Genomic DNA, 24179 nt, shown 5'->3' with positions numbered 1-24179 from the left:
GGCACAGTCGGCAGCCCAGGCGGATGCTTTTGGACTTTCAGCCGAGTCTTATGCCAAAGACCGATGATGATCGAAAGCGCTTTGTACGCTCAACCGGGCGGGAGCGGCACCAGATCACATTCTGTGCCCGTGCACGCCCCAGCCGGTTGCCGATGCGTCAGCCTTGCCAGCCGCCCCCAAGCGCCTTGTACAGCGCGACGATGCCGCGATAGACCTCGATTTCCGCCTGTGCCTGGGCGTCCTCGGCGGCGAGACGTTCGCGTTCGGCGTCGAGCAGGACGAGGAAATCCACCGTGCCTTCGCGATAACGGATCGCCGCCTGCTGCGCCGCGGCGCGGCTGGCCGTGGATTGGCGCAGCAACGACAGCTGGCGCTCCTGCGCCCGGGCATAATCGCTGAAGGCGTTTTCCGATTCTTCCAGCGCCAGCAGTACCTGTTGCTCGTAGTTCGCCAGCGCGCCGTCGGCATCCGCTTCGGCACCGCGTAAGCGGGCGCGCACGCTGCCGAGATCGAACGCCGCCCAACTGATGCTCGGCGCCACGCCCCAGGCCCGCGCCGCGCTGGAACCGATCTGCGAGCCGCGCCCGGCGATGAAGCCGAGAAAGCCCGACATACTCACCCGCGGAAACAGATCGGCCGTCGCCACGCCAACATCAGCCGTGGCGGCCGCCAGCTGGCGCTCGGCTGCACGGATATCCGGGCGTCGGCGCAAGAACTCGCCGGGATCGCCGATCGGTAGGGCTTTGGCAATCGCCGGCAGCTCGCGCGGTGCGAGGTCGACGCTGAGCCGATCGGCGCGTTGGCCGAGCAGCGTGGCGATGCGGTTGCGGGCGCGCGTCTGCTGCGCCTGTAGCTGCGGCAGGCTCGCCTCGGTGGCCGCCAGTCGTGCGTCGGCGCGCAGCACATCGAGTTCGCTGCCCATGCCGGCGTCGCGCAGCTGTTCGGTCAGCTCGTGGGAGTTGCGCTGGTTGACCAGGTTGTCGCGGGCGATGCGTTCGCGCAGCTGGGCGCCACGCAGTTGCCCGTAAGCATCGACCAGCTCGGCGATCAGGCTGACCTGCAACTGATACAACTCGGCCTCAGCGACGTCGGCTTGTGCCTCGCTGGCTTCCAGGCTGCGCTGGATGCGGCCGAACAGGTCCAGCTCCCAGATCATGTCCAGGCCCAGATCGTAACGCTCGCTGTTCACCCGCCGCTCGGTGACGCCCGGTTGCTGCGCCTTGCCGATATCGGCGCGGGCGCCCGCCGTGACGGTCGGCAGGCGGTCGTTGCCGATGTCATCGCGGATCGCCCGCGCCGCCTGCAGGCGAGCGTAGGCGATGCGCAGTTCGCGGTTTTCCGCCAGGGATTTGCTGACCAGCGCATCCAGCGTCGGATCGTCGAACTGTCGCCACCAGGCCGCTTCGAACCGCGAGCGGTCGTAGCTTCCAGCGGCGGCACGCTCGATATGTGCCGGTTCCGGCTGCGGCGCGCGGTAATCGGGGCCGACCGCGCAGGCGCTCAGCGCCATAGTGAGCAGGGAAAGGGCGAAGAACTTCATGCGCGGGCCTCCTTGTAAACCGCTTTGCGCGCTTCGCGTTTCTCGACGAAGGCACGAATCACCAGATAGAACACCGGGGTCAGCAGCAGACCGAAGAAGGTCACCCCGAGCATGCCGCTGAACACCGCGACCCCCATGGCATGACGCATCTCGGCGCCGGCCCCGCTGGAGAGCACCAGCGGCACCACGCCCATGATGAAGGCGAAGCTGGTCATCAGGATCGGCCGCAGACGCAGGCGGCAGGCTTCCAGGGTGGCGGCGAGGCGGTCCATGCCTTCCTCTTGTTTATCCTTGGCGAACTCGACGATGAGGATGGCGTTCTTGCACGCCAGGCCCACCAGCACGATCAGGCCGATCTGGGTGAAGACGTTGTTGTCGCTGCCAGCCAGGATCACCCCGGTGATGGCGGACAGCAGCGTCATCGGCACGATCAGGATCACCGCCAGCGGCAGGCTCCAGCTCTCGTACTGCGCGGCCAGCACCAGGAAGGCCAGCAGCACGCAGAGCGGGAAGACGAACACCGCGGTGTTGCCGGCGAGAATCTGCTGGTAGGTCAGCTCGGTCCATTCGTAGCTCATGCCATTCGGCAATTCAGCCTTAAGCAGCCGCTCCATGGCGGCCTCGGCTTGCCCTGAGCTGTAGCCCGGTGCGGCGGCGCCGTTGATCTCCGCGGTGAGGAAGCCGTTGTAGTGCATCACCCGGTCCGGGCCGGCGCTGTCGGTGACGCTGACGAAGGTCGACAGCGGGACCATCTCGCCGCGGTTGTTGCGCACTTTCAGCTGGCCGATCTGCTCGGGCGCCAGGCGGAACTTCTGGTCGGCCTGGACGTTGACCTGATAGGTGCGGCCGAAGCGATTGAAGTCGTTGGCGTACAGCGAGCCCAGGTAGACCTGCATGGTGTCGAAGATGTCGTCGATGGCCACGCCGTGGGTCTTGGCCTTCTCGCGGTCGATATCGGCATCCACCTGCGGCACGTTGACCTGATAGCTGGTGAACAGGCCGGCCAATTCCGGGTAGTCGGCACTCTTGGCGATGACGTTCTGCACCTGGGTGTACAGCTCCTCGTAGCCCAGGTTGCCACGGTCCTGCACCTGCACGCGGAACCCGCCGATGGTGCCCAGGCCCTGCACGGGCGGCGGCGGAAAGATGGCAATGAAGGCGTCTTGGATCTGCGCGAACTGGCCGTTGAGGTCCGCCGCGATGGCACCGGCGGAGAGCGACGGATCGGTGCGCTGGTCGAAGGGTTTCAACGGGGTGAAGACGATGCCGCTGTTGGTGCTGTTGGTGAAGCCGTTAATCGACAGCCCCGGGAAGGCCACGGTGTTCTCCACGCCGGGGTGCTTGCCGGCGATTTCCGACATGCGCTTGATCACGTCCTCGGTGCGGTCCAGGGTGGCGGCGTCCGGCAACTGGGCGAAGGCGACCAGGTACTGCTTATCCTGCGGCGGCACGAAGCCGGTCGGCGTGCTGGCGAAGCCCATGTAGCCGAGGCCGACCAGGCCGACGTAGACCACCAGCGCGACCGCGCTGCCGCGCAGAATGCGCCGCACCACGCCGACGTAGCCATGGCTGGCGCGGTCGAAAACACGGTTGAACGGGCGGAACAGCCAGCCGCCGAGCAGCCGGTCGAGCAGCCGCGAAAAGCCATCCTTCGGTGCGTCATGGGCCTTGAGCAGGGTAGCGGCCAGCGCCGGCGACAGCGTCAGCGAGTTGATCGCCGAGATCACCGTGGAAATGGCGATGGTCAGCGCGAACTGCTGGTAGAACTGCCCGGTGAGGCCGGAAATGAAGGCGGTCGGGATGAACACCGCGCAGAGCACCAGGGCGGTGGCGATGATCGGCCCGGTCACTTCCTTCATGGCCTGACGGGTTGCTTCCACCGGCGACTTGCCCAGACCGATGTTGCGCTCGACGTTCTCCACCACGACGATGGCGTCATCCACCACGATGCCGATGGCCAGCACCAGGCCGAACAGCGACAGCGCGTTGAGCGAGAAACCGAGCAGGTGCATGACCGCGAAGGTGCCGATCAGCGATACCGGCACGGCGGCCAGCGGAATGATCGAGGCGCGCCAGGTCTGCAGGAACAGGATCACCACCAGCACCACCAGCACGATGGCCTCGAGCAGGGTATGCACCACCGCCTCGATGGAGCCGCGCACGAAGATGGTCGGGTCGTAGACGATCTCGTAATCAACGCCCTGGGGGAATTCCTGCTTCAGCTCGGCCATGCGCTCGCGTACCAGGTCCGATATGGCGATGGCGTTGGAGCCCGGCCGCTGGAAGATCGGGATGGCCACCGCCGGCTGGTTGTTCAGCAACGAGCGCAGGGCGTACTGGCTGGAACCCAGTTCGATGCGGGCGATGTCCTTCAGGCGGGTGATCTCGCCGTCCTCGCCGGCACGCACGATGATGTTCTCGAACTCCTCCTCGTCCACCAGGCGACCCTGGGTGTTGATGGACAGCTGGAAGTCGGTGGCGCCCGGCGCCGGTGGCGCACCCAGCGCGCCGGCGGCAACCTGACGGTTCTGCTCGCGGATGGCGTTGACCACGTCGGTGGCCGTGAGGTTGCGCTGGGCGACCTTGTTCGGGTCGAGCCAGACGCGCAGGGAATAGTTGCCCAGACCGAACAGCTGCACGTCGCCCACACCGTCCAGTCGCGCCAGTTCGTCCTTGACGTTGAGTGCGGCGTAGTTGGACAGGTAGAGCATGTCGTAGCGGTTATCCGGCGAGGTCAGGTGCACCACCATGGTCAGGTCGGGGGAGGCCTTGTCCACGGTCACGCCCAGGCGCTGCACCTCAGTGGGCAAGGTCGGCATGGTGCGCGTCACGCGGTTCTGCACCTGCACCTGGGCGTTGTCCAGGTCGGTGCCCAGGGCGAAGGTGATGGTCAGCGTCAGCTTGCCGTCGGCGGTCGCCTGAGACGACATGTAGAGCATGCCCTCGACGCCGGTGATGGCCTGTTCCAGCGGCGAGGCAACGGTCTCGCCGATCACCTTGGGGTTGGCGCCGGGGAAGTTGGCGCGCACCACCACGGTGGGCGGGACGACCTCGGGGTATTCACTGATCGGCAGCTGGAACAGCGAGATGGCGCCGGCGATGAGGATCACCAGCGACAGCACGGCGGCGAAGATTGGCCGCTTGATGAAGAATTGCGAGAAATTCATGACGCACTCCGGGGTAGGGCGCGGCGGGCGCGCCCAGGCGGATCGATCGGATGGGCGCGCAACGCGCCGGATTCAGGTCAGCGGTTGGTTGGTTTTCAGCTGCTCGGACGACGCGCCAGGCTGCGTTCGACCACTTGCGGCTTCATCGCCTCGCTGATCGCGCGGCTCTGTTGCTTCAGTGCGGCGAGGGTCTCGGCATCCGCCATCGGCACCGTCTCCGGCTTCACGGCGCTGCCCGGGCGTACCCGCTGCAAGCCGTTGACGACGATGGTTTCGTCCTTCGCCAGCCCGGTGCGCACGATGCGCAGCCCTTCGAGCTTCGGCCCCAGCTCGACGGGGCGGTAATCGACCGTGCCGTCCTGCTTGAGCACCAGCACGAACTTCTTGCCGAGGTCGGTACCGACCGCCACGTCCTTGATCAGCACGGCATCGTAGGTGGCGCTGCCGACCAGCTTGAGGCGCGCATACAGACCGGGGGTGAAGCGGCCGTCGCGGTTGTCGAACACCGCGCGGCCACGAATGGTGCCGGTGCGCGGGTCGACCTGGTTGTCGATGAAGTCCATACGACCCAGATGTGGGTGACCGTCTTCGTCGGACAGGCCGAGATACACCGGCGTCGCTTCGCCGCGCTCACCCTCGCGGGCCAGCTCGCGATATTTCAGATAGGTGCGCTCGTCCGCCTCGAAGTAGGCGTAGACCTTGTCGGTGGAGACCAGCGTGGTCAGCAGCGCCTCGCCGGCGTTGACCAGGTTGCCCGAGGTGATCAGCGCGCGGCCGACGCGGCCGTCGATGGGCGCGGTAACGCGGGTGAAGGAGAGATCCAGCTGCGCGCGGTCGAGTTGCGCCTGGATGGCCGCGACCGCCGATTTCGCTTCGCTGGCGGCGCTGACGCGGGCATCGGCGAGTTCCGCGGAAATCGCGTTCTTCTGCCGTAGACGCTGGCCGCGTTCGGCTTCGGTGGCGGTGCGCTGCTGTGTGGCGCGGGCCTGCTGCAGCTGTGCCTGCAGGCGCTTGGCCTCGGCCTGGAACGGCCGCGGATCGATCTGGAACAGCAGATCGCCTTTGTTGACCAGCGCGCCTTCCTCGAAGGCGACCTTGTCGATGAAGCCGGAGACGCGCGGACGGATCTCCACCGATTCCGGGGCTTCCAGCCGGCCGGTGACTTCGTCCCACTCGGTCACGGGCTGTTCGATGACTTCGGCCACGCTGACCGAAGGCGGCGGCATGCCCGACTGGGTGGCCTCCGGGGTCTTGCCGCAGGCGGCGCTGACCAGCACCACCAGGGCCAGAAGGGGAAAACGCAAGGCGTAGAGCGAACGGTCCATGCTTGACTCCGCAAGTCGGGTTTTGTCGATGGCGGGAGTCTGCGCGGTCAACCCGGCTGGCAGAAATCGAACGAGCCGAAGGTGAATATCATTGGCGATGATGGTTGCGCATCGATCATCAGCAGTACGCAATAACGGTAGGGTGGAAAACGACCGCCAGGTCTTTTCCACCGATGCGCGGCGTCGATCGGCAGCGTCGGCTGGCGGTCAGGGCACTGGGCAGTGAAGTCGAGAAAGGCGTGACGGCGTGCAGGGGCGGGGAGACGCGTGGAAAAGGCTGCGCCGTTTTCCACCCTACAGGCTGTCTGGGTCGCCGACGAACATCTGGATGCGCGAGCGCAGCCAGCGCTCGGCGGGATCGTTGTCCTGGGCGCCTCGCCAGGCCATCGAGAGTTCGAAATCCTGGCTGGTCGCGAACGGCAACGCCTCGGCGCGCAGACCGCCGTGGGCCACCAGCGCGGCGGCGGCGTAGTCCGGCACGGTGGCGATGATGTCGGTGCCGGCGAGCAGCGCGGACAGCCCGTTGAACTGCGGCACCGCCAGCACCACCCGGCGCTTGCAGCCGTGCTGGGCCAGCTCCTCGTCGATGTAGCCGGTCAGGTCGCCAGCGAAAGAGACCATCGCGTGTGGGCGCGCACAGTAATCCTCAAAGCTGAGCGGGCCGGGAATGCTGTCGGCACGCAGCAGCATCGGCCGAGGCCGGCGCAGCACCTTGCGCTTGGCGTTGGCCGGCAGCTCCTCGGTGTAGCACACGCCCACCGAAATCTCGCCAGAGGCCAGCAGCCCGGGCATCAGCAGATAGTTGGCGCGGCGCACCACCAGCACCACGCCGGGCGCTTCGGCCCGTAGGCGGCGCAGCAGTGGGGGCAGCAGGGCGAATTCCACCTCGTCGGTCAGACCGATACGGAATACCTGGTTGCTGGTCGCAGGATCGAAGGTCGAGGCGCGGCTGACCGCCGTGGAGATCGAATCAAGCGCCGGCGACAGCAGCTGGGCGATTTCCTGGGCGCGGGCGGTGGGCTCCATGCTGCGCCCGGTCCGCACGAACAGCGGATCGTCGAACAGCGTACGCAGGCGCGCCAGCGCGGCGCTGATGGCCGGCTGGCCGAGGAAGAGCTTTTCTGCCGCGCGCGTGACGCTGCGCTCGTGCATCAGCGTTTCGAAGACGATCAGCAGGTTCAGATCCACGCGGCGCAGGTCGTTGCGGTTCATGCCTTGTTCTTCTGGTGAAGTCCGGCGGAAGCAGGCCGGGCTGCATTCTAGACAGATCGGCGGTGCATCGGCATAGCGCTTTCGCGCTTTGTAACTGCGCGTACCGACGAGCCGCGTGCGTCGATACATGCACCTCCGCATCATTTGCACGCATGGCGATTATCGACCGGAATGCAGGGCCGCCGGCTGGAGTTGTCCCGGTAGGGGCGATAGAGTCCTACCTGCACAAGCAGTAAGCGAGGGGTCGCGATGTCCCGCATCATCCGTTTCCACCAGTTCGGCACGGCCGACGTTCTACGTCTGGAAGAACGCGACACGCCCGTGCCGGGGCCGGGCGAAGTGTTGCTCGATGTTCGCGCCATCGGCGTGAGCTGGAACGATGTGCTCTGGCGTCAGGACCTGGCGCCACGCCACGCACGCCTGCCGGCCGGGCTGGGCAGCGAAGTGGCCGGCGAGGTGATTGCCGTCGGTGCGGATGTGCAGGGCTTCGCCGTTGGCGACCGGGTCGCGAGTTTCCCCGCGCATGATCTCAACCAGTACCCGTTGTATGCCGAGCAGGTGCTGCTGCCGCAACAGTCGCTGGTGCATTACCCGGACATGCTCGATGCCAGCGAGGCGGCGATCCATTACGTGCCGATGTTGATCAGCTATTTCGCGCTGGTCGATCTGGCGCAGCTGGAGCCTGGTCAGTACGTACTGATCACCCAGGCCAATCACTGCACCGGGCCGGCTGCCGTGCAGCTGGGCAAGGCGCTGGGCGCGCGGGTGATCGCCACCTGCGACACCGCCGAAGACCGCGCCTACCTGCGCGAGCTGGGCGCCGAGACGGTCATCGTCACCGAAGAGGAAGACCTCGTCGGGCGTCTACAGAAGATTACCGACGGCCGCGGCGTCGAGGTGGTGCTCGATGCCTGCGGCGGCTCGCAGATGAAACTGCTCGGCGACGTGATCGCCCCGCTGGGCAAACTGATTCTCTACGGCATGAACGGCGGCAACGAAACGGCGTTCCCGGCCTGCGCGGCGTTCAAGAAGAACTTCAAGTTCTTCCTGCACTGTCTGTGCGATTTCACCGGTCAGCCAGAGCTGGGCATCGAGCAGAAGCGCGAAGCCGTCGAGCGCGCGCTGCAGCACATCAACCAGCTGACCGCCGATCGCCTGATCAAGCCGCAGCTCGACCGGCCGTTCCGCTTCGAGCAGGTCGTCGAGGCCCACCGCTACGTGGAGAGCGGCGTGCCGCGCGGCCGCGTCGTGCTGACGCTGTAACAGGCCCTCTCATCGCGGCGTAGAAACTTTTCCACCGCACGCCAAGTCCTCCGAAGACAGGTTACTTACCTTGACGGAGGATTTTTCATGGCCGACAACCAGACCCTGCCGCCGCAGCAGCAACCCGAACCCGGCAAGGAAGGGTTGATGCACCCTCGCCCGGAATACCGCGGCGAGGACTATAAGGCCGCCGGCAAGCTCGCCGGCAAGGTGGCGATCATCACCGGCGGTGACAGTGGTATCGGCCGCTCGGTAGCGGTGCTGTTCGCCCGCGAAGGGGCGGACGTGGCGATTCTCTACCTCGATCAGCATCAGGACGCCGAAGAAACCCGCAAGGTCGTCGAGCAACATGGCCGCCGCTGCCTGACCTTTGCCGGCGACGTCGCCGAGAAGGATGTCTGTCGCCGGGTAGTCGACGAGACACTGGCGCAGCTGGGCCGGCTCGACATCCTGGTCAACAACGCCGCCGAGCAGCACCCACAGGAACGCTTCGAGGACGTCAGCCAGCAACAGTGGGAAAAGACCTTCCGCACCAACGTGTTCGGCATGTTCCAGATGACCCAGGCCGCGCTGCCACTCCTGCGCGAAGGTGCCGCGATCATCAATACCACCTCGGTGACGGCCTACAAGGGCAACCCGATGCTGATCGACTATTCCTCCACCAAGGGTGCCATCGTCGGTTTCACCCGGGCGCTGGCCATTCACCTGGCCGAGCGCGGCATCCGCGTCAACGGCGTGGCACCGGGGCCGATCTGGACGCCGTTGATTCCGTCGACGTTCGATGCGGACAAGGTGGCCGAATTCGGCAGCAACGTGCCGATGAAGCGCCCCGGCCAGCCGGAGGAAGTCGCGCCGGCCTATGTTTACCTCGCCAGCAGCGACTCGTCCTACGTCAGCGGGCAAGTGCTGCACGTCAACGGCGGTACGGTGGTCAACGGCTGACCGTTCACGTTCGGGAGAATCGCCATGCCTCGCACGATCTGGAAGGGTGCCGTCAGTTTCGGTCTGGTGCACATCCCGGTGGCGCTGGTGCCGGCCACCACGCGCACCGGTATCGATTTCGACTGGCTGGACAAGCGCAGCATGGACCGCGTCGGCTACAAGCGCATCAACAAGACCACCGGCGAGGACATCGACAGCGAGAACATCGTCAAGGGCATCGAGTACGAGAAGGGCCATTACATCGTGCTCAGCGATGACGAGATCAAGGCCGCGCATCCCAAGGCGACGCAGACGGTGGACATCGTTGCCTTCGTCGATGCCAAGGACATTTCCTTTCTCTACATCGACACGCCGTATTACCTGACGCCCGACCGCCGCGGCGAGAAGGTCTACGCGCTGCTGCGCGAGACGCTGATCCAGACCGGCAAGGTCGGCATCGCCAACGTGGTGCTGCGCAACAAGCAGCACCTGGCGGTGGTGATGCCACTGGGCAAGGCGCTGGTGATGAATACGCTGCGTTGGGCCGACGAGGTGCGCGGCGTGGAATATCTGGAGCTGAAGGACGAAGCGCTCGATCCCGACTTGGCCGAACGCGAACTTGAGATGGCCAAACGGCTGGTCGAGGACATGAGCGAGAAATGGAAGCCCGAGCAGTACAAGGACACCTTCCAGAACCAGATCATGGATCTGGTGGAGAAGAAGGCCCACGAAGGCAAGCTCGAAGCTGTGGGCGGGCCGGAGGAGGCCGTGGACCGGCGTGGAGCGGACGTCATCGACCTCACCGAACTGCTCAAGCGCAGCCTGGCTGCCAAGCCGGGCAAGGCTCGTGCAGCAGCAGATGACGCCGAGGACGGTGCTGGCGAAGGCGAGAAGCCGGCCGCCAAGGCCAAGCCGTCGAGCAAGCCCAAGCCGAAGAGCACCACCTCCCGCGCGAGCAAATCCGCTGCGAGCGAGCCGCGCAAAACCACGCCCCGCAAGAAGGCCGGATGACGGCCGGCATGCGTGCGCCGCGCAAGAGCACGGGCCGTCCGCAGGTTGGCGGCGTGGGCATCAGCAGTGCGCAGCGGGTTATCGATGCCGCCAGTGGCGTCAGCAAGCGCGAGCTGGCCGAGTACTACCTCGGCGTCGCCGAATGGCTGGTGCCGCAGCTCAGGGGGCGGCCGCTGTCGTTGGTGCGCGCGCCGGAAGGCCTTGCCAGGGAAACCTTTTTCCAGCGCCACTGCGGGCGGTTGAAGATGCCGCACATGCGCCTACTCGACCGCGCGCTCGATCCCGAGCACGCGCGGCTGATGCAGGCCGACAGCATCATGGCGGTGATCGAAGCGGTGCAGATGGGCAGCATCGAACTCCACACCTGGAATGCCCGCAGCGACCGCATCGAGCGACCCGACCGGGTGATCTTCGATCTCGATCCTGATCCGGCGCTGCCATGGTCGAGCATGGTCGAGGCCACCGAACTGACGCTGCAGCTGCTCGACACGCTCGGCCTGCGGGCCTTCATCAAGACCAGCGGCGGACGTGGCATGCACGTGGTGGTGCCGATCGACCGCCGGCATGACTGGGAGCGGGTGCGGCAGTTCGCCCGTGCGGTCAGCGAGCGGCTGGCGCACGAGGCGCCGGCGCTGATCGTCGACAAGATGGGACCGCAGAACCGCGTCGGCCGGATCTTCGTCGACTACCTACGCAACCAGAAGGGCGCCAGCACCGTGGCTGCCTATTCGGTGCGGGCACGGCCGGGGCTGGCGGTTTCCGTGCCGTTGCAGCGCGACGAGCTGGCGCGCATCGACGGCGCGAATCAGTGGCACATCCGCAACCTCGCCGAGCGCCTGGCGACACTCGCCGTCGATCCCTGGGCGGATTACCGCTCGACCCGCCAGAACCTCGCGGCGGCGCTTCGGCAGTTGCCGGGCACCTAGCAGACTGCCGCCAACCACCAAGGCGCGACGGCCCATGAGTCGCGGAACCTAGCTGGGCTGCTGGTCGTCCGGATCGGCGACGGTCTGGCCGCCATAGGGCGAGCCGGGTTTGTTCTCGTCCAGCTCGTCAGGGCAGGGCACCTGCGGCACATCGCCGGGCTTGTCGTGGACCACCGGATCGGGTTGCGGAATATCGGGGCGTGCGTGGGTCATGGGTGTTCTCCTGCCGGACGGCTGCTGAACGAGCATAGCTATAGCGATGGAGGTGGCAGGCACACGGTGGTTCCGGCCGGTCATCGCCATGCGCTGGATGCGCGACGGGCGGGTGCTGCCGTCGGTAGCACAGGGCCGCGCGGCCTGAACTTTTCCGCCCGGCCTCGGCTCGGAAGAAGGGAGTCCGCGCGATGCGGACGTCCTTGCGGCCACCCGTCCAGCCGACTGCCTTGTGCCTGTCGGCCGGCGCGTGCCGCAACGCAACGCACAGGAGCCCGCCGATGACCGATGCACACGCCCTTCACCCGCGCCTCGAAGAAGCCCTGCAGATGGGGCGTATCGCCATCGAATCCACCGAGCCGGTGGTGGAGAACGGCCGGTTCGCGGCCAAGGCGATCATCGGCCAGCCGGTGACGGTGACCAGCCGCATCTTCGCCGATGGCCACGACCAACTGGCTGCCTCGGTGTGCTGGCGGGCACGTGGCGAGGAGAGCTGGCGGCGGGCGCGCCTGAAGCTGCTGGGTAACGATCATTGGTCCGGTCAGTTCACGCCGACGCAGGTGGCGGCGCACGAATTTCGCATCGAAGCCTGGTGGGATGTGTTCGAGAGCTATCGCTACGAACTGTCGAAGAAACACGCGGCCGGCGTGCCGATCGGCGTGGAGCTTGAGGAAGGGCGGTTGCACCTGCAGCGTGCGGCCGAGCGTGCCCAGGGCGAAACCCGCGCGATGCTCGACGACCTGCTGCATCGCCTGCAGATGGCGCATCTGGAGGACGAGCGGGTTTCGCTGTTGCTGGCGCAGGAGACCGCCGCGGTCATGGCCGATGCCGACCCGCGCGAGCATTGCAGCCACAGCCCGATCTTTGCGCTGGAGGTGGAGCGTACGCGCGCGCAGTTCGCCAGCTGGTACGAGCTGTTCCCGCGTTCGGAAACCGACGACCCCAACCGCCACGGCACCCTGCGCGACGTGATCAAGCGCCTGCCGGCGATCCGCGACATGGGCTTCGACGTGCTGTATTTCCCGCCGATCCACCCCATCGGCCGCTCCTTCCGCAAGGGACCGAACAACAGCCTGGAGGCCGGCCCGAACGACCCCGGCAGCCCCTATGCCATCGGCAGCGAGGACGGTGGCCACGATGCCATCCACCCGCAGCTCGGCACCCATGAAGACTTCCGCGCGCTGGTCGCCGCGGCGGCCGAGCACGGCCTGGAGATCGCGCTGGATTTCGCCATCCAGTGCTCGCAGGACCACCCCTGGCTCAAGGAGCATCCCGGCTGGTTCTCCTGGCGCCCGGACGGCACGATCAAGTACGCCGAGAATCCGCCCAAGAAGTACCAGGACATCGTCAACGTCGACTTCTACGCCGAAGACGCCATGCCTGACCTGTGGCTCGCCCTGCGCGACGTGGTCTGGCACTGGGTGGAGCAGGGCGTGAAGATTTTCCGCGTCGACAACCCGCACACCAAGCCGTTGCCGTTCTGGGAATGGCTGATCGCCGATATCCGCGAGCGTGACGCGGACGTGATGTTCCTCTCCGAGGCGTTCACCCGGCCGGCGATGATGGCGCGCCTGGGCAAGGTCGGCTTCAGCCAGAGCTACACCTACTTCACCTGGCGCAACAGCAAGGCGGAGCTTTCCGAGTACTTCAGCGAACTCAACGAAGCGCCGCTGCGCGACTGCTACCGGCCGAACTTCTTCGTCAACACGCCGGACATCAATCCGTTCTTCCTGCAGGACTCCGGCCGCGCCGGATTTCTCATCCGCGCCGCGCTGGCCACCATGGGCTCCGGGCTGTGGGGCATGTATTCCGGCTTCGAGCTGTGCGAGGCGGCGGCGATCCCCGGCAAGGAGGAATACCTGGATTCGGAGAAGTACCAGATCCGCCCGCGCGACTACCACGCACCCGGCAACATCGTCGCCGAGATCGCCCAGCTCAACCGCATCCGCCGGCAGAACCCGGCCCTGCAGACGCACCTGGGTTTCCAGCCCTATCTGGCGTGGAACGACAACATCTTCTACTTCGGCAAACGCACCGAGGACCGCAGCAATTTCATCCTGGTCGCCATCAGCCTCGACCCGCATCACCCGCAGGAGGCGCATTTCGAGCTGCCGCTATGGGAGCTGGGCCTGCGCGACGATGCCCATACCCAGGGTGAGGACCTGATGAACGGCCACCGCTGGACCTGGTACGGCAAGACCCAGTGGATGCATATCGATCCGGCACATCTGCCGTTCGGGATCTGGCGGTTGACCGCCGCGCCCGTCGATCCAGACCTCAAGTGACGACTCAAGAGAGCTCATCAAGTGCTTTAGAAACAGACACATATCGATCAAATCGAATGTCGCTTCTGGCGACTGACGCCGCGCGGCACACTGCCCGGGGCACAGCGGTACGAGGACCGAAAGACATGGCCAAAGCCCGCAAACCCGCCGCCTTCATCAAGGACCCGCTCTGGTACAAGGACGCGGTGGTGTATCAGGTGCACCTGAAGTCGTTCTTCGACTCCAACAACGATGGCGTCGGCGACTTCGCCGGCCTGATCGAGAAGCTCGACTACATCGCCGACCTCGGCGTGAACACCATCTGGCTGCTGCCGTTCTATCCTTCGCCGCGGCGCGACGACGGCTACGACATCGCCGAGTACCGTGGTGTGCATCCGGACTATGGCGACATGGCCGACGCTCGCCGCTTCATCGCCGAGGCCCACAAGCGCGGACTGCGGGTGATCACCGAGCTGGTCATCAACCACACCTCCGACCAGCATCCGTGGTTCCAGCGCGCACGGAAGGCGAAGAAGGGCTCGGCGGCGCGCAATTTCTACGTGTGGTCCGACACCGACGACAAGTACCCGGGCACGCGGATCATCTTCCTCGATACCGAGAAGTCCAACTGGACCTGGGACCCGGTCGCCCAGCAGTACTACTGGCACCGCTTCTACTCGCACCAGCCGGACCTGAACTTCGACAACCCGCAGGTGATGAAGGCCGTCATCGGCGTGATGCGCTACTGGCTGGATATGGGCATCGACGGCCTGCGGCTGGATGCCATTCCCTACCTGGTCGAACGCGACGGCACCAACAACGAGAACCTGCCGGAGACCCACGCGGTGCTGAAGGCGATCCGCGCCGAAATCGACGCCAACTACCCCGACCGCATGCTGCTGGCCGAGGCCAACCAGTGGCCGGAAGACACCCAGCTGTACTTCGGCGGCGAGAACGGCGGCCCCGGCGACGAGTGCCACATGGCCTTCCACTTCCCGCTGATGCCGCGCATGTACATGGCCATCGCCCAGGAAGACCGCTTCCCGATCACCGACATCCTGCGGCAGACGCCGGATATCCCGGACAACTGCCAGTGGGCGATCTTCCTGCGCAACCATGACGAGCTGACGCTGGAAATGGTGACCGACCGCGAGCGCGACTACCTGTGGAACTACTACGCCTCGGACACCCGCGCGCGCATCAACCTGGGCATTCGCCGCCGGCTGGCGCCCTTGCTGGAGCGCGACCGGCGACGCATCGAGCTGCTCAACAGTCTGTTGCTGTCGATGCCGGGCACGCCGGTGATCTATTACGGCGACGAGATCGGCATGGGCGACAACATCTTTCTCGGCGACCGCGACGGCGTGCGCACGCCGATGCAGTGGTCGGTGGACCGCAACGGCGGATTCTCCCGCGCCGATCAGCCCAGGCTGGTGCTGCCGCCGATCATGGACCCGCTCTACGGCTACTACACCATCAACGTCGAGGCGCAGCAGCGCGATCCGCACTCGCTGCTCAACTGGACGCGACGCATGCTCGCCATCCGCAAGCAGTTCAAGGCCTTCGGTCGCGGCACGCTGAAGATGCTGGCACCGAGCAACCGGCGCATCCTCGCCTATCTGCGCGAATTCCCCGGGCCGGACGGGCAGACCGAGCAGATCTTCTGCGTCGCCAACCTGTCGCGCTCGGCGCAGGCGGCGGAACTGGAAATGTCGCAGTACGCCGGCATGGTGCCGGTGGAGATGCTCGGCGGCAGTGCCTTTCCGCCCATCGGCCAGCTGCCGTATCTGCTGACGTTGCCGCCGTACGGCTTCTACTGGTTCCAGCTGGCGGTCACGCATCAGATGCCGAGCTGGCACCAGGCGCCGGTGGACGTCATGCCGGACTTCCAGACCCTGGTGTTCCAGCGTCTGGATACGCTTAGCGGCAGCAACAAACGCATCCTCGAAAACGACTCGCTGCGGGCCTACCTGCCCAAACGGCGCTGGTTCGCCAGCAAGGATGCGGCCATCGACTCGATCCAGATCTGCTACGCGGTGCCGTTCGGCGACGCGCAGCATCCGCTGCTGCTGAGCGAAATCGCCGTGCAGAGCGCAGGGCGCAGCGATCGCTACCAACTGCCGCTGGGCTATCTTGCCGAAGCGGATTTCGGTACCGCGCTACCGCAGCAACTGGCGATTGCGCGTGCGCGGCGCGGGCCGCAGGTCGGCCTGCTGACCGACGCCTTCACCCTCGAACACTTCGTGCACGGTGTCATCCAGAGCCTGCGCGAGGGCCGCGTGCTGGCCTGCGGTGACGGGGAGATTCGCTTCGAGGCCATGCCGCAATTGGCGCAAGTCAGCCTGCCGGCCGATGCCGAGGTGCGCTACCTGTCCAGCGAGCAGTCCAACAGCTCGGCGATCATCGGCAACGCCATGATGCTCAAGCTGCTGCGCCGGGTTTCCCCGGGCATCCACCCGGAGTTGGAGATGGGGCGCTTCCTCACCGCGCAGGGTTTCACCCACATCTCGGCGATGCTCGGACAGGTCAACCGCGTCGACGCCCGTGGCGAGTTACATGCGCTGATCGTCGTGCAGCGCTACCTGGACAACCAGGGCGACGCCTGGGAATGGACGATCAACACGCTCGACCGTGCGGTGCGCGACCAGCTGGCCGGCGGCGTTTCCGAGCACGAGAACCAGTACAGCGCGCTCGGCGAGCTGGAAGCCTTCAACCGCCTGCTAGGCCAGCGCCTGGGCGAGATGCACCGGGTGCTCGCCAGTGACACCGACAACCCCGATTTCGCCCGCGAAACCACCACCGAACGCCACGTGCGGGAAACCACCGAGGCCGTGACCGCGCAGCTGGAACGCGCGCTGAGTTTGCTTGGCGAGCATCGCAGCACACTGGAGCGCAAGGATGCCGTGCTGGTCGAGCAGTTGCTGGCGCAGCGCGAGCAGCTGATCGCACAAGTGCAACCTCTGGCTGCTAGAACGCTGGGTGGCCTGCGCACCCGCGTACACGGCGACCTGCATCTGGGGCAGATTCTGGTGGCACATGGCGATGCTTATTTCATCGACTTCGAGGGAGAGCCGGCGCGGCCGCTGGAGCAGCGGCGCGCCAAGCTCAGCCCATTCAAGGATGTCGCCGGCGTGCTGCGCTCGTTCGACTACGCCGCCGCGATGACCATTCGCAACGCCCAGGTCAGCGACAGCTCCGTCGAGGCCGATCTGGCGCGCCGCACCATTGCCGAAAACTACCGGCAGAGCGCGCGCCGGGTGTTCCTCGAGGCCTATCAGCAGGCAACCGCAGACCTGCCGCACGCCTGGCGCGAGACCGATGGCGCTGCTGCCGCGCTGGCGTTGTTCAGCCTGGACAAGACGGCCTATGAAGTGGCCTACGAAGCAGAGAATCGCCCGGCCTGGCTGCCCGTCCCGTTGCAGGGGCTGGCCGCGCTGGCCCAACAGCTTTCCAGTGGAGGTTCCCAATGAGTAATCGTCCGGCCGTGGTCATGCCCGGAGAAAACCTGCTGCCCAGCGATGCCGACGTGGATGCGCTGGTGCGTGCCGAACACGGCGATCCGTTTGCCATTCTGGGGCCGCACGCCGACGGCGACGGTCTGGTCATTCGTGCCTATCTGCCGAATGCGCTGAGCGTCGAGGTGCTGGATCGCTCCGGTGCCAACGCGCTGGGCAGCATGGAGCAGGGGCAGGTGCCGGGCTTCTTCGTCACCCGCCTGCTGCATCCGCAGCCATATCTGCTGCGCATCCGCTGGGCCGGCGGCGAGCAGGTCACCGAAGACCCGTACAGCTTCAGTCCGCAGCTGGGCGAGATCGACATGCATCTGTTCTCCGAAGGCAACCACCGCGAGATCGGCCGGGTATTCGGCGCTCAGGTGGTGGAGGTCGATGGCATATCGGGCGTGCGCTTTGCCGTGTGGGCGCCGAATGCGCGACGTGTCTCGGTGGTGGGCGATTTCAACGGCTGGGACGGGCGCCGCCACCCGATGCGGCTGCGCTTCCCTTCGGGGGTGTGGGAGCTGTTCATCCCGCGGCTGCAGCCGGGCGATGCCTACAAGTACGAGATTCTCGGTCCGCAGGGCGTGCTGCCGCTCAAGGCCGACCCGGTGGCGCTGGCCACCGAGCACCCGCCGGGCACGGCCTCGGTGGTCGCGCGCCCGCTGGACTACCCGTGGCGCGACGCCGACTGGCTGCAACGGCGAAAGGCGCTGCAGGCCTACGACGCGCCGATGAGCATTTACGAGCTGCATGCCGGCTCGTGGCAGCGTGCTGACGACGACCGCCTGTATGACTGGCACGAACTGGCCGAGCGGTTGATCCCCTACGTGGTCGAGATGGGCTTCACCCATATCGAACTGATGCCGATCATGGAGCATCCGTTCGGCGGTTCCTGGGGCTACCAGCCGCTGTCGCAGTTCGCCCCCAGTGCGCGCTACGGCACGTCGCACGATTTCGCCGCCTTCGTCGATGCCTGCCACCAGGCGGGGGTCGGCGTGATCCTCGACTGGGTACCTGCGCATTTCCCGACCGATGCCCACGGCCTGGGCGACTTCGACGGCACCTCGCTGTACGAGTACGACCATCCGTTCGAGGGCTTCCACCAGGACTGGGACACCTACATCTACAACCTCGGCCGCACCGAGGTGCATGGCTTCATGCTGGCCTCGGCGCTGCACTGGCTGCGCGAATTCCACGTCGATGCACTGCGCGTGGATGCGGTCGCCTCGATGCTGTACCGCGACTACTCACGCAAGGACGGCGAGTGGATTCCCAACCGCCACGGCGGCCGAGAGAACCTGGAGGCGATCGACTTTCTTCGTCACCTGAACGACGTGGTCGCCAGCGAAACGCCCGGTGCACTGGTGATCGCCGAGGAGTCCACCGCCTTCCCGGGCGTCAGCAAGCCGACCAGCGAAGGCGGGCTCGGCTTCTCCTACAAATGGAACATGGGCTGGATGCACGACACGCTCAAATACATCCAGGAAGACCCGGTTCATCGCCGGTACCACCACGACAAGATGACCTTCGGCATGATCTATGCCTACTCCGAGCACTTCGTACTGCCGATCTCCCATGACGAGGTGGTGCACGGCAAGGGCTCGCTGATCGACAAGATGCCGGGGGATCGCTGGCAGAAGTTTGCCAACCTGCGTGCGTACCTGAGCTTCATGTGGACGCATCCGGGCAAGAAGCTGCTGTTCATGGGCAGCGAATTCGGCCAGTGGCGCGAATGGAATCACGACCGCGAGCTGGACTGGTTCCTGCTCGAGGAGCCAGACCACCGGGGCGCGCAGCATCTGGTACGCGATCTGAACCGGCTGTATCGCACGGAACCGGCGCTGCATCAGCTCGACAGCGACCCGCGTGGGTTCCAGTGGCTAATCGGCGATGACCGCGGTAACAGCGTGCTCGCCTGGTTGCGCCGCGATGCCGAGGGCCGTCCGCTGCTGGTGATCGGCAACTTCACCCCGGTGGTGCGCGAGGGCTATCGCGTAGGTGTGCCGCAGGAGGGGCGCTGGCAGGAAATCTTCAATAGCGATGCGGCCTGTTACGGTGGCTCCAACGTCGGCAACGGTGGCGGCATTCTTGCCGAAGGCACGCCGGCGCACGGCGAACAGTACTCGCTGCAGCTGACGCTGCCACCGCTCGGCGTGGTCATCCTGCGCCCGCTGGGCTGAGAAGTATCAGCCCAGCAGGCGCTGGGCAATGAACGGCCCCTCGCGCAGCAACGCGCTGTGCACCTGCACCAGTCGTGCACCGGCCGCCAGCCGGGCCTGCAGGTGCGCGGCGGTCTGCACCCCTCCGACCGACATCAACGCCAGCGCGCCGTCGCAGAGCTGATGCAGCTGCTCGATCTGCCGGCAGGCCAGCAATTGCTGATCATCGTCCTGCCAGCCGTAATAGCGCTCAGCCGTGGCTGGCGGGCCGGGGTCATGAGCGGCGAGCAGACCATCGAAGCCAAGCTCCAGTAACGCGTCGGCCAGCGCCATCGGCACCTGGCCGGGCAGGCTGCGCAGCTTGACCGCCAGCGGCACGCGGCGGTTGCCACAGCTGTTCAATGCATGCGCGCGATTGCGTAGCGCGCGCAGCAGTTCGATCAGCCGCGCACGCCGCTCTTCGGCCAGCAGCGGCGCGCTGAGCGGGCTGATCAGGTTCAGCATCAGGTAATCGGCCTGCGCCCAGGCAAGCGTCAGGTCGGCGCACAGCTCTGCCGTCGAGCGGGTTGGGTCAAGACTCAGATTGAGGCCGACCAGGGCGAGTCCGCCAGCGTTGGGCGGGCGCATCTCGAACAGTTCGGCCGCGGTGCAGCTGCCGACTTCGGTGAAGCCGAAACCCAGCCGAGCGGCGCGCCGGCCGAGCCGGCCGCAGCGGTCGAATCCGGCGGCGATGCCCACGGGTGAGGGGAAGCGCAAGCCCATGACATCCACCGCTTGCGCACGGCTGCGCGTCGCCGGCAGATAGCTGGCGGCGCAGGCCAGTTGCAGTGCCAGCCGTTGGCCCAGCCGGCGCCGAGTCATGTTGCGCTCAGCCATGTTCACGCTCGAACTGTTGCAGGAAGGCGACCAGCCGCTCGACGCCCGCCAGCGGCATGGCGTTATACAGACTGGCACGCAGGCTGCCGACGGCCGCGTGCCCGGCCAGATGATGCAGCCCGGCCCGCTCGGCCTCGGTGAGCAGCAGCGGCAGCAACGCCGGCTCGCGCAGCTCGAAGCAGACGTTCACGGTGGAACGATCCTCCTCCCGCTGGCGGCAGCGGTACAACTCGCTGTGGTCGAGGCAGGCGTACAGGCGCTGGCTTTTTTTCCGGCAACTCGCTGCCATCGCGGTGAGACCGCCGTTCGCGGCGATCCAGCGCAGCATCAGCGCGGCGACGTAGAGGGCGAAGGTCGGCGGTGTGTTGAAGCGGCTCTGCTGCTCGGCCTGCACCGCATAGCTGAACGCCGCCGGCAGCCCGGCCGATGGCGGACGCAGCAGATCGTCGCGGACGATGACCAGGCACAGCCCGGCGACACCGATGTTCTTCTGTGCGCTGGCGTAGATCAGCCCGAAGCGCTCGACGGGAACGGGGCGGGTGAGAAAGTCCGAGGTCATGTCCGCCACCAGCGGTACCGACAGTTGCGGGAAATCACGCAGCTGCAGGCCATTGCCAGTTTCATTGCTGGTGAGGTGGCAGTAGCCGGCGTCGGGGTCGAGCTGCCAGGTCTCGACGGCGGGCAGGGCGGTGAAGCCGTCCGCCGCACCGCTCGCCACCACGCTGACCGGCCCATGCCGGCGTGCCTCGGTGATGGCCTTGCAAGCCCAGTGGCCGCTTTCCAGATAGTCGGCGCTTTGTCCGGGTTGCAGCAGGTTGAGCGGCAGCAGGCCAAACTGCGCCGAGGCGCCGCCTTGCAGGAACAGCACACGATAGTTGGCGGGAATCGCCGCCAACGCGCGCAGGTCCTGTTCGGTGTCGCTCATCAATTGCTTGTAGGCAGTGCTGGTGAACGGTTGTTCCAGCAGGGAGAAGCCGCTGCCTTGCCAGTCCGGCAGCTCCTCGTGGATCTGGCTCAGCACCTCGCGCGGCAGTTGCGCCGGACCGGCGGCGAAGCTGTAGCGCTCGGCCTGTTCAGAAAAGGTGCAGGCCATGACCACCGGCCGCCATGAGGAACAGCAGAGGAAAGGAAAGGATGGTGTTGCTGCGCGAGGACAGGAAGGTGATCCGCGAACAGCGCACGCGCTCCTCCAGCGTCGCCGGGACGAAGCCGAGCAGCTTTTTCTGATGCGGCCAGAGCACCAGCCAGAGATTGAGCAGCATCGCCGTGCCAATCCACGCACCGAGGCCGATGGCCGCCAGCGGGCCTTGCAGCAGCAGTGCGTCGACCAGCCAGCCGCGCTGCCAGAGCATGAACATCCCCGAGGCCCAGACCACCAGCGAGGCGTAGCGGAAGATGCCGTGCTCGCGCTTCATCCGCGCCTCCAGATCGCGGTTCAGCGTGGCGGTATCGATGCCGTTCTGCAGCGGCACGAAGCGCGGGTTCTGGATGAAGTTGGCGTAGTTGTGGCCAACCCACACCAGCGCGAACACGAGGTGCGCGTAGCGGGCCAGCACATCGAAGACGGACAGTTGCATCGCTGTCTCCTAGATCAGCACGCGCAGCAGCAGGTAGCAGCCGAGCGTCAGCGCGAGGCCCGCGCTGACTGTGCCGCCGAACGAGTCATGGGGCAATTTCAAGTTCCACCCCCTGGCTGGCCTGCCGGGCGATCAGCGTGCCTTGCGGACGGGTGGCGTCCTGCGCCAGCGCGACGGCCTGCTGGATCAGCTGATGATGCGGCGACTTGCTGCACGCCGGATCGGTGTTGGCGCCGTTACCGGTCAGCAGCAAGGCTTGGCAACGACAGCCGCCGAAGTCCTTTTCCTTCTCGTCGCAGCTGCGGCACGGCTCGGGCATCCAGGCGTCGCCGCGGTAAAGGTTGAACACCGGCGAGTCGTGCCAGATCTCTTCCAGGCGCTGCTGGCGCACGTTGGGGAAGGTCAGGTTCTTGAAGTTGGTGGCCTGCGAGCAGGGCAGCACATCGCCGTTCGGCGCCACGGTGACGTGGATTGCGCCCCAGCCGTTCATGCAGGCCTTGGGCCGGCCTTCGTAGTAGTCGGGGATGACGAAGAAGATCGTCAGCCGATCGCCGTAACGCTCGCGCGCACGCTGCACCTGATCCTCGGCGCGTTGCAGCTCGGCGTGGGTTGGCATCAGTGCGTCGCGGTTGAGCAGCGCCCAGTTGTAGTACTGCACGTTGGCCAGCTCGAGATACTCGACGCCCAGCTCGACGGCAAAATCGATGATGTCCGGTATCTGGCTGATGTTCTGCCGGGTGATCGGTACGTTCAGCACCATCGGGAAGTCCAGCGACTTGATCAGCCGCGCCATGCCGAGCTTGCGCTCCCAGGCATCGACGCCGGCCAGCTCGCGCGCCACGTTACGGTCGGTGGACTGGAAGCCCAGCTGGATATGGCGCAGGCCGGCATCCTTCAGGGCGCGCAGGCGCGCTTCGGTCAGACCGATGCCGGAGGTGATCAGGTTGGTGTAGTAGCCCATGCGGTCGGCTTCGGCGACCAGTGTTTCGAGGTCCTTGCGCAAGGTCGGTTCGCCGCCGGAGAAGCCGATCTGCATGGCGCCCATTGCGCGGGCCTGGGCCATCACGTCGATCCATTCGGCGGTGCTCAGCTCATGCGGGCGGTAGTCGGCGAAGTTGCGCGGGTTGCTGCAGAACACGCACTGCAGCGGGCATTGGTAGGTCAGCTCCAGCAGCAGCCAGACCGGATTGCCGCTGCCATCAAGCCTTAGCTCGGATCCAGCCTTTGCCATGGGACACCTCCAGGAAATTCAGTACGCCCTTGCCGATCGCGTCGATATCGGATGCGTGGTAATCGCGGCCCAGCTGTTCGATCAGCTCGGCGACGCTGGTCTTGCCGTTGCAGCGCTTGAGGATGTCGCCGCCGGTGGCGTTGAGCTTGACGATGCCCTCTGGGTAGAGCAGCACGTGGGCCTGCTGCGACTCCTCCCAGCGGAACAGGAAGGGCGGGCGAATCTCGTAGCGGGTCGTCGGCAGAATGTTTGTTGTTGTCATGACCATTTCCTCGCAAACCGGGGCGATCGCGACCGCCCCGGCCACAGGCTCAGCGCACGTAGACGTACGCGGTGACTTCGAAGCCCAGACGCAGATCGCAGAAATCGGGATTGATCCACTGCATGGCAAATCTCCTCAGGTTTTTACGGGGGGACAGGATGTCGCAGCTCGAAATTAGGGCGCTTTGCGGGGGTGACTAATAGGACTTTCGGGTTGGTTTTGCGGGCATTTGGTCGAGCTTTTCTTGAGTTTGGAAAATATTTTCGATGCGACTCGGCATCCTTGTTCATGGTCAATTTCGCAGTCGTGAAGGGGACTAAGATGCGCGGTTTTTTCTTGCGGTTCGGTAGCTATTTGCTGCATCCAAATTGGCGCGACGCCGCGTAATCCGCGCGCTGCAGCATCGTTGGCATCTACTACCAAATGAGGAGGGCTCCGCTGCCATGGGTGCATACCGGGGGTGGGAGGGCACTGCCTAAGATCGGTCCCATGCCCTGAGCCATGTCTGGCGCAGGCTCCACAAGCAGAAGAGAGAGGCCCAACATGATCTACGCCCAACCCGGTACTCCAGGCGCCGTCATTTCCTTCAAGCCGCGCTACGGCAACTACATCGGTGGCGAATTCGTGCCGCCGGTAAAGGGGGAGTATTTCGTCAACACTTCGCCGGTGAACGGTGAAGTGATCGCCGAGTTCCCGCGTTCGGGCGCCGAAGACGTGGAGAAGGCGCTGGACGCC

The 24179-nt window shown here is 65.8% G+C and carries 18 protein-coding genes and 1 pseudogene; 8 read left to right on the top strand and 11 right to left on the bottom strand.

What is annotated here, in order from left to right:
* Positions 1 to 157: 157 nt before the first annotated feature.
* The 4 genes from NAV27_RS18815 to NAV27_RS18800 form a co-directional block, all read right to left on the bottom strand.
* Positions 158 to 1540 (bottom strand): efflux transporter outer membrane subunit, encoded by a 1383-nt coding sequence (locus NAV27_RS18815; protein WP_102828396.1) that lies wholly within the window; start codon positions 1538 to 1540, stop codon positions 158 to 160.
* Entirely contained in the window at positions 1537 to 4707 is a 3171-nt protein-coding gene (locus NAV27_RS18810) for an efflux RND transporter permease subunit (protein ID WP_077683373.1), read from the bottom strand. Before NAV27_RS18810 ends, NAV27_RS18815 begins: the two co-directional genes overlap by 4 nt.
* 95 nt (positions 4708 to 4802) lie before the next feature.
* A complete protein-coding gene (gene mexE, locus NAV27_RS18805) occupies positions 4803 to 6032 on the bottom strand; it encodes a multidrug efflux RND transporter periplasmic adaptor subunit MexE (protein ID WP_102828397.1) in 1230 nt (409 codons plus the stop codon).
* A 294-nt stretch (positions 6033 to 6326) separates the two neighbouring features.
* Positions 6327 to 7244 carry a LysR substrate-binding domain-containing protein gene (locus tag NAV27_RS18800; RefSeq protein WP_102828398.1) on the bottom strand — a complete coding sequence of 306 codons (918 nt, stop codon included), beginning with the start codon at positions 7242 to 7244 and terminating at the stop codon, positions 6327 to 6329.
* Between the two features lie 249 nt (positions 7245 to 7493).
* On the opposite strand from NAV27_RS18800, the gene NAV27_RS18795 reads away from it, so the two are divergent.
* The 4 genes from NAV27_RS18795 to ligD all read left to right on the top strand — a co-directional run bounded on the left by NAV27_RS18795 (position 7494) and on the right by ligD (position 11365).
* Entirely contained in the window at positions 7494 to 8507 is a 1014-nt protein-coding gene (locus tag NAV27_RS18795; protein ID WP_102828399.1) for a zinc-dependent alcohol dehydrogenase family protein, read from the top strand.
* An 87-nt stretch (positions 8508 to 8594) separates the two neighbouring features.
* The gene (locus NAV27_RS18790) at positions 8595 to 9449 is read left to right on the top strand and encodes an SDR family oxidoreductase (RefSeq protein ID WP_102828400.1); all 855 of its coding nucleotides are present in this window, start codon (positions 8595 to 8597) and stop codon (positions 9447 to 9449) included.
* A 24-nt stretch (positions 9450 to 9473) separates the two neighbouring features.
* On the top strand, positions 9474 to 10439 hold the full coding sequence (ku, locus tag NAV27_RS18785) for a non-homologous end joining protein Ku (RefSeq protein WP_102828401.1): 966 nt from the start codon (positions 9474 to 9476) through the stop codon (positions 10437 to 10439).
* Positions 10436 to 11365, top strand: a complete 930-nt coding sequence (gene ligD, locus NAV27_RS18780; RefSeq protein WP_102828402.1) for a non-homologous end-joining DNA ligase — start codon at positions 10436 to 10438, stop codon at positions 11363 to 11365. The genes ku and ligD overlap by 4 nt, the downstream gene beginning before the upstream one ends.
* Positions 11366 to 11413: 48 nt before the next feature.
* On the opposite strand, the gene NAV27_RS18775 is transcribed toward ligD, so the two are convergent.
* Positions 11414 to 11578, bottom strand: a complete 165-nt coding sequence (locus NAV27_RS18775) for a hypothetical protein (protein ID WP_003291248.1) — start codon at positions 11576 to 11578, stop codon at positions 11414 to 11416.
* A gap of 281 nt (positions 11579 to 11859) precedes the next feature.
* On the opposite strand from NAV27_RS18775, the gene NAV27_RS18770 reads away from it, so the two are divergent.
* The 3 genes from NAV27_RS18770 (at position 11860) to glgB (ending at position 19519) form a co-directional block, all read left to right on the top strand.
* Positions 11860 to 13863, top strand: coding sequence for an alpha-1,4-glucan--maltose-1-phosphate maltosyltransferase (locus NAV27_RS18770; RefSeq protein WP_102828403.1), 2004 nt, complete (start codon positions 11860 to 11862; stop codon positions 13861 to 13863).
* Positions 13864 to 13988: 125 nt separating this feature from the next.
* Positions 13989 to 17312 carry a maltose alpha-D-glucosyltransferase gene (gene treS / locus NAV27_RS18765; protein WP_102828404.1) on the top strand — a complete coding sequence of 1108 codons (3324 nt, stop codon included), beginning with the start codon at positions 13989 to 13991 and terminating at the stop codon, positions 17310 to 17312.
* On the top strand, positions 17309 to 19519 hold the full coding sequence (gene glgB, locus NAV27_RS18760; RefSeq protein ID WP_102828405.1) for a 1,4-alpha-glucan branching protein GlgB: 2211 nt from the start codon (positions 17309 to 17311) through the stop codon (positions 19517 to 19519). The genes treS and glgB overlap by 4 nt, the downstream gene beginning before the upstream one ends.
* A 6-nt stretch (positions 19520 to 19525) precedes the next feature.
* Here glgB and NAV27_RS18755 read toward each other — a convergent pair whose 3' ends face one another.
* The 6 genes from NAV27_RS18755 to pqqA all read right to left on the bottom strand — a co-directional run bounded on the left by NAV27_RS18755 (position 19526) and on the right by pqqA (position 23568).
* Entirely contained in the window at positions 19526 to 20374 is an 849-nt protein-coding gene (locus NAV27_RS18755) for a dihydroorotate dehydrogenase (protein WP_102828406.1), read from the bottom strand.
* Positions 20367 to 21467, bottom strand: a complete 1101-nt coding sequence (serC, locus tag NAV27_RS18750) for a 3-phosphoserine/phosphohydroxythreonine transaminase (RefSeq protein ID WP_102828407.1) — start codon at positions 21465 to 21467, stop codon at positions 20367 to 20369. The genes NAV27_RS18755 and serC overlap by 8 nt, the downstream gene beginning before the upstream one ends.
* A complete protein-coding gene (locus NAV27_RS18745) occupies positions 21448 to 21951 on the bottom strand; it encodes a urate hydroxylase PuuD (RefSeq protein WP_102828408.1) in 504 nt (167 codons plus the stop codon). Before NAV27_RS18745 ends, serC begins: the two co-directional genes overlap by 20 nt.
* Positions 21952 to 22036: 85 nt before the next feature.
* A complete protein-coding gene (gene pqqE, locus NAV27_RS18740; protein ID WP_102828409.1) occupies positions 22037 to 23182 on the bottom strand; it encodes a pyrroloquinoline quinone biosynthesis protein PqqE in 1146 nt (381 codons plus the stop codon).
* Positions 23151 to 23444, bottom strand: coding sequence for a pyrroloquinoline quinone biosynthesis peptide chaperone PqqD (gene pqqD, locus NAV27_RS18735; protein ID WP_102828410.1), 294 nt, complete (start codon positions 23442 to 23444; stop codon positions 23151 to 23153). The genes pqqE and pqqD overlap by 32 nt, the downstream gene beginning before the upstream one ends.
* Positions 23445 to 23493: 49 nt before the next feature.
* Positions 23494 to 23568, bottom strand: a complete 75-nt coding sequence (pqqA, locus tag NAV27_RS19205; protein ID WP_003296405.1) for a pyrroloquinoline quinone precursor peptide PqqA — start codon at positions 23566 to 23568, stop codon at positions 23494 to 23496.
* 419 nt (positions 23569 to 23987) lie between these two features.
* Between pqqA and NAV27_RS18730 the strand changes: the two are divergent.
* A pseudogene (locus tag NAV27_RS18730) lies at positions 23988 to 24179 on the top strand (aldehyde dehydrogenase family protein); the annotation flags it as partial.

The sequence above is a fragment of the Stutzerimonas degradans genome (genome assembly GCF_024448505.1).
GTDB lineage: Bacteria > Pseudomonadota > Gammaproteobacteria > Pseudomonadales > Pseudomonadaceae > Stutzerimonas > Stutzerimonas degradans.
Note: the sequence above shows the minus strand (reverse complement) of the source record. Positions and strands in the feature narration are given on the sequence as shown.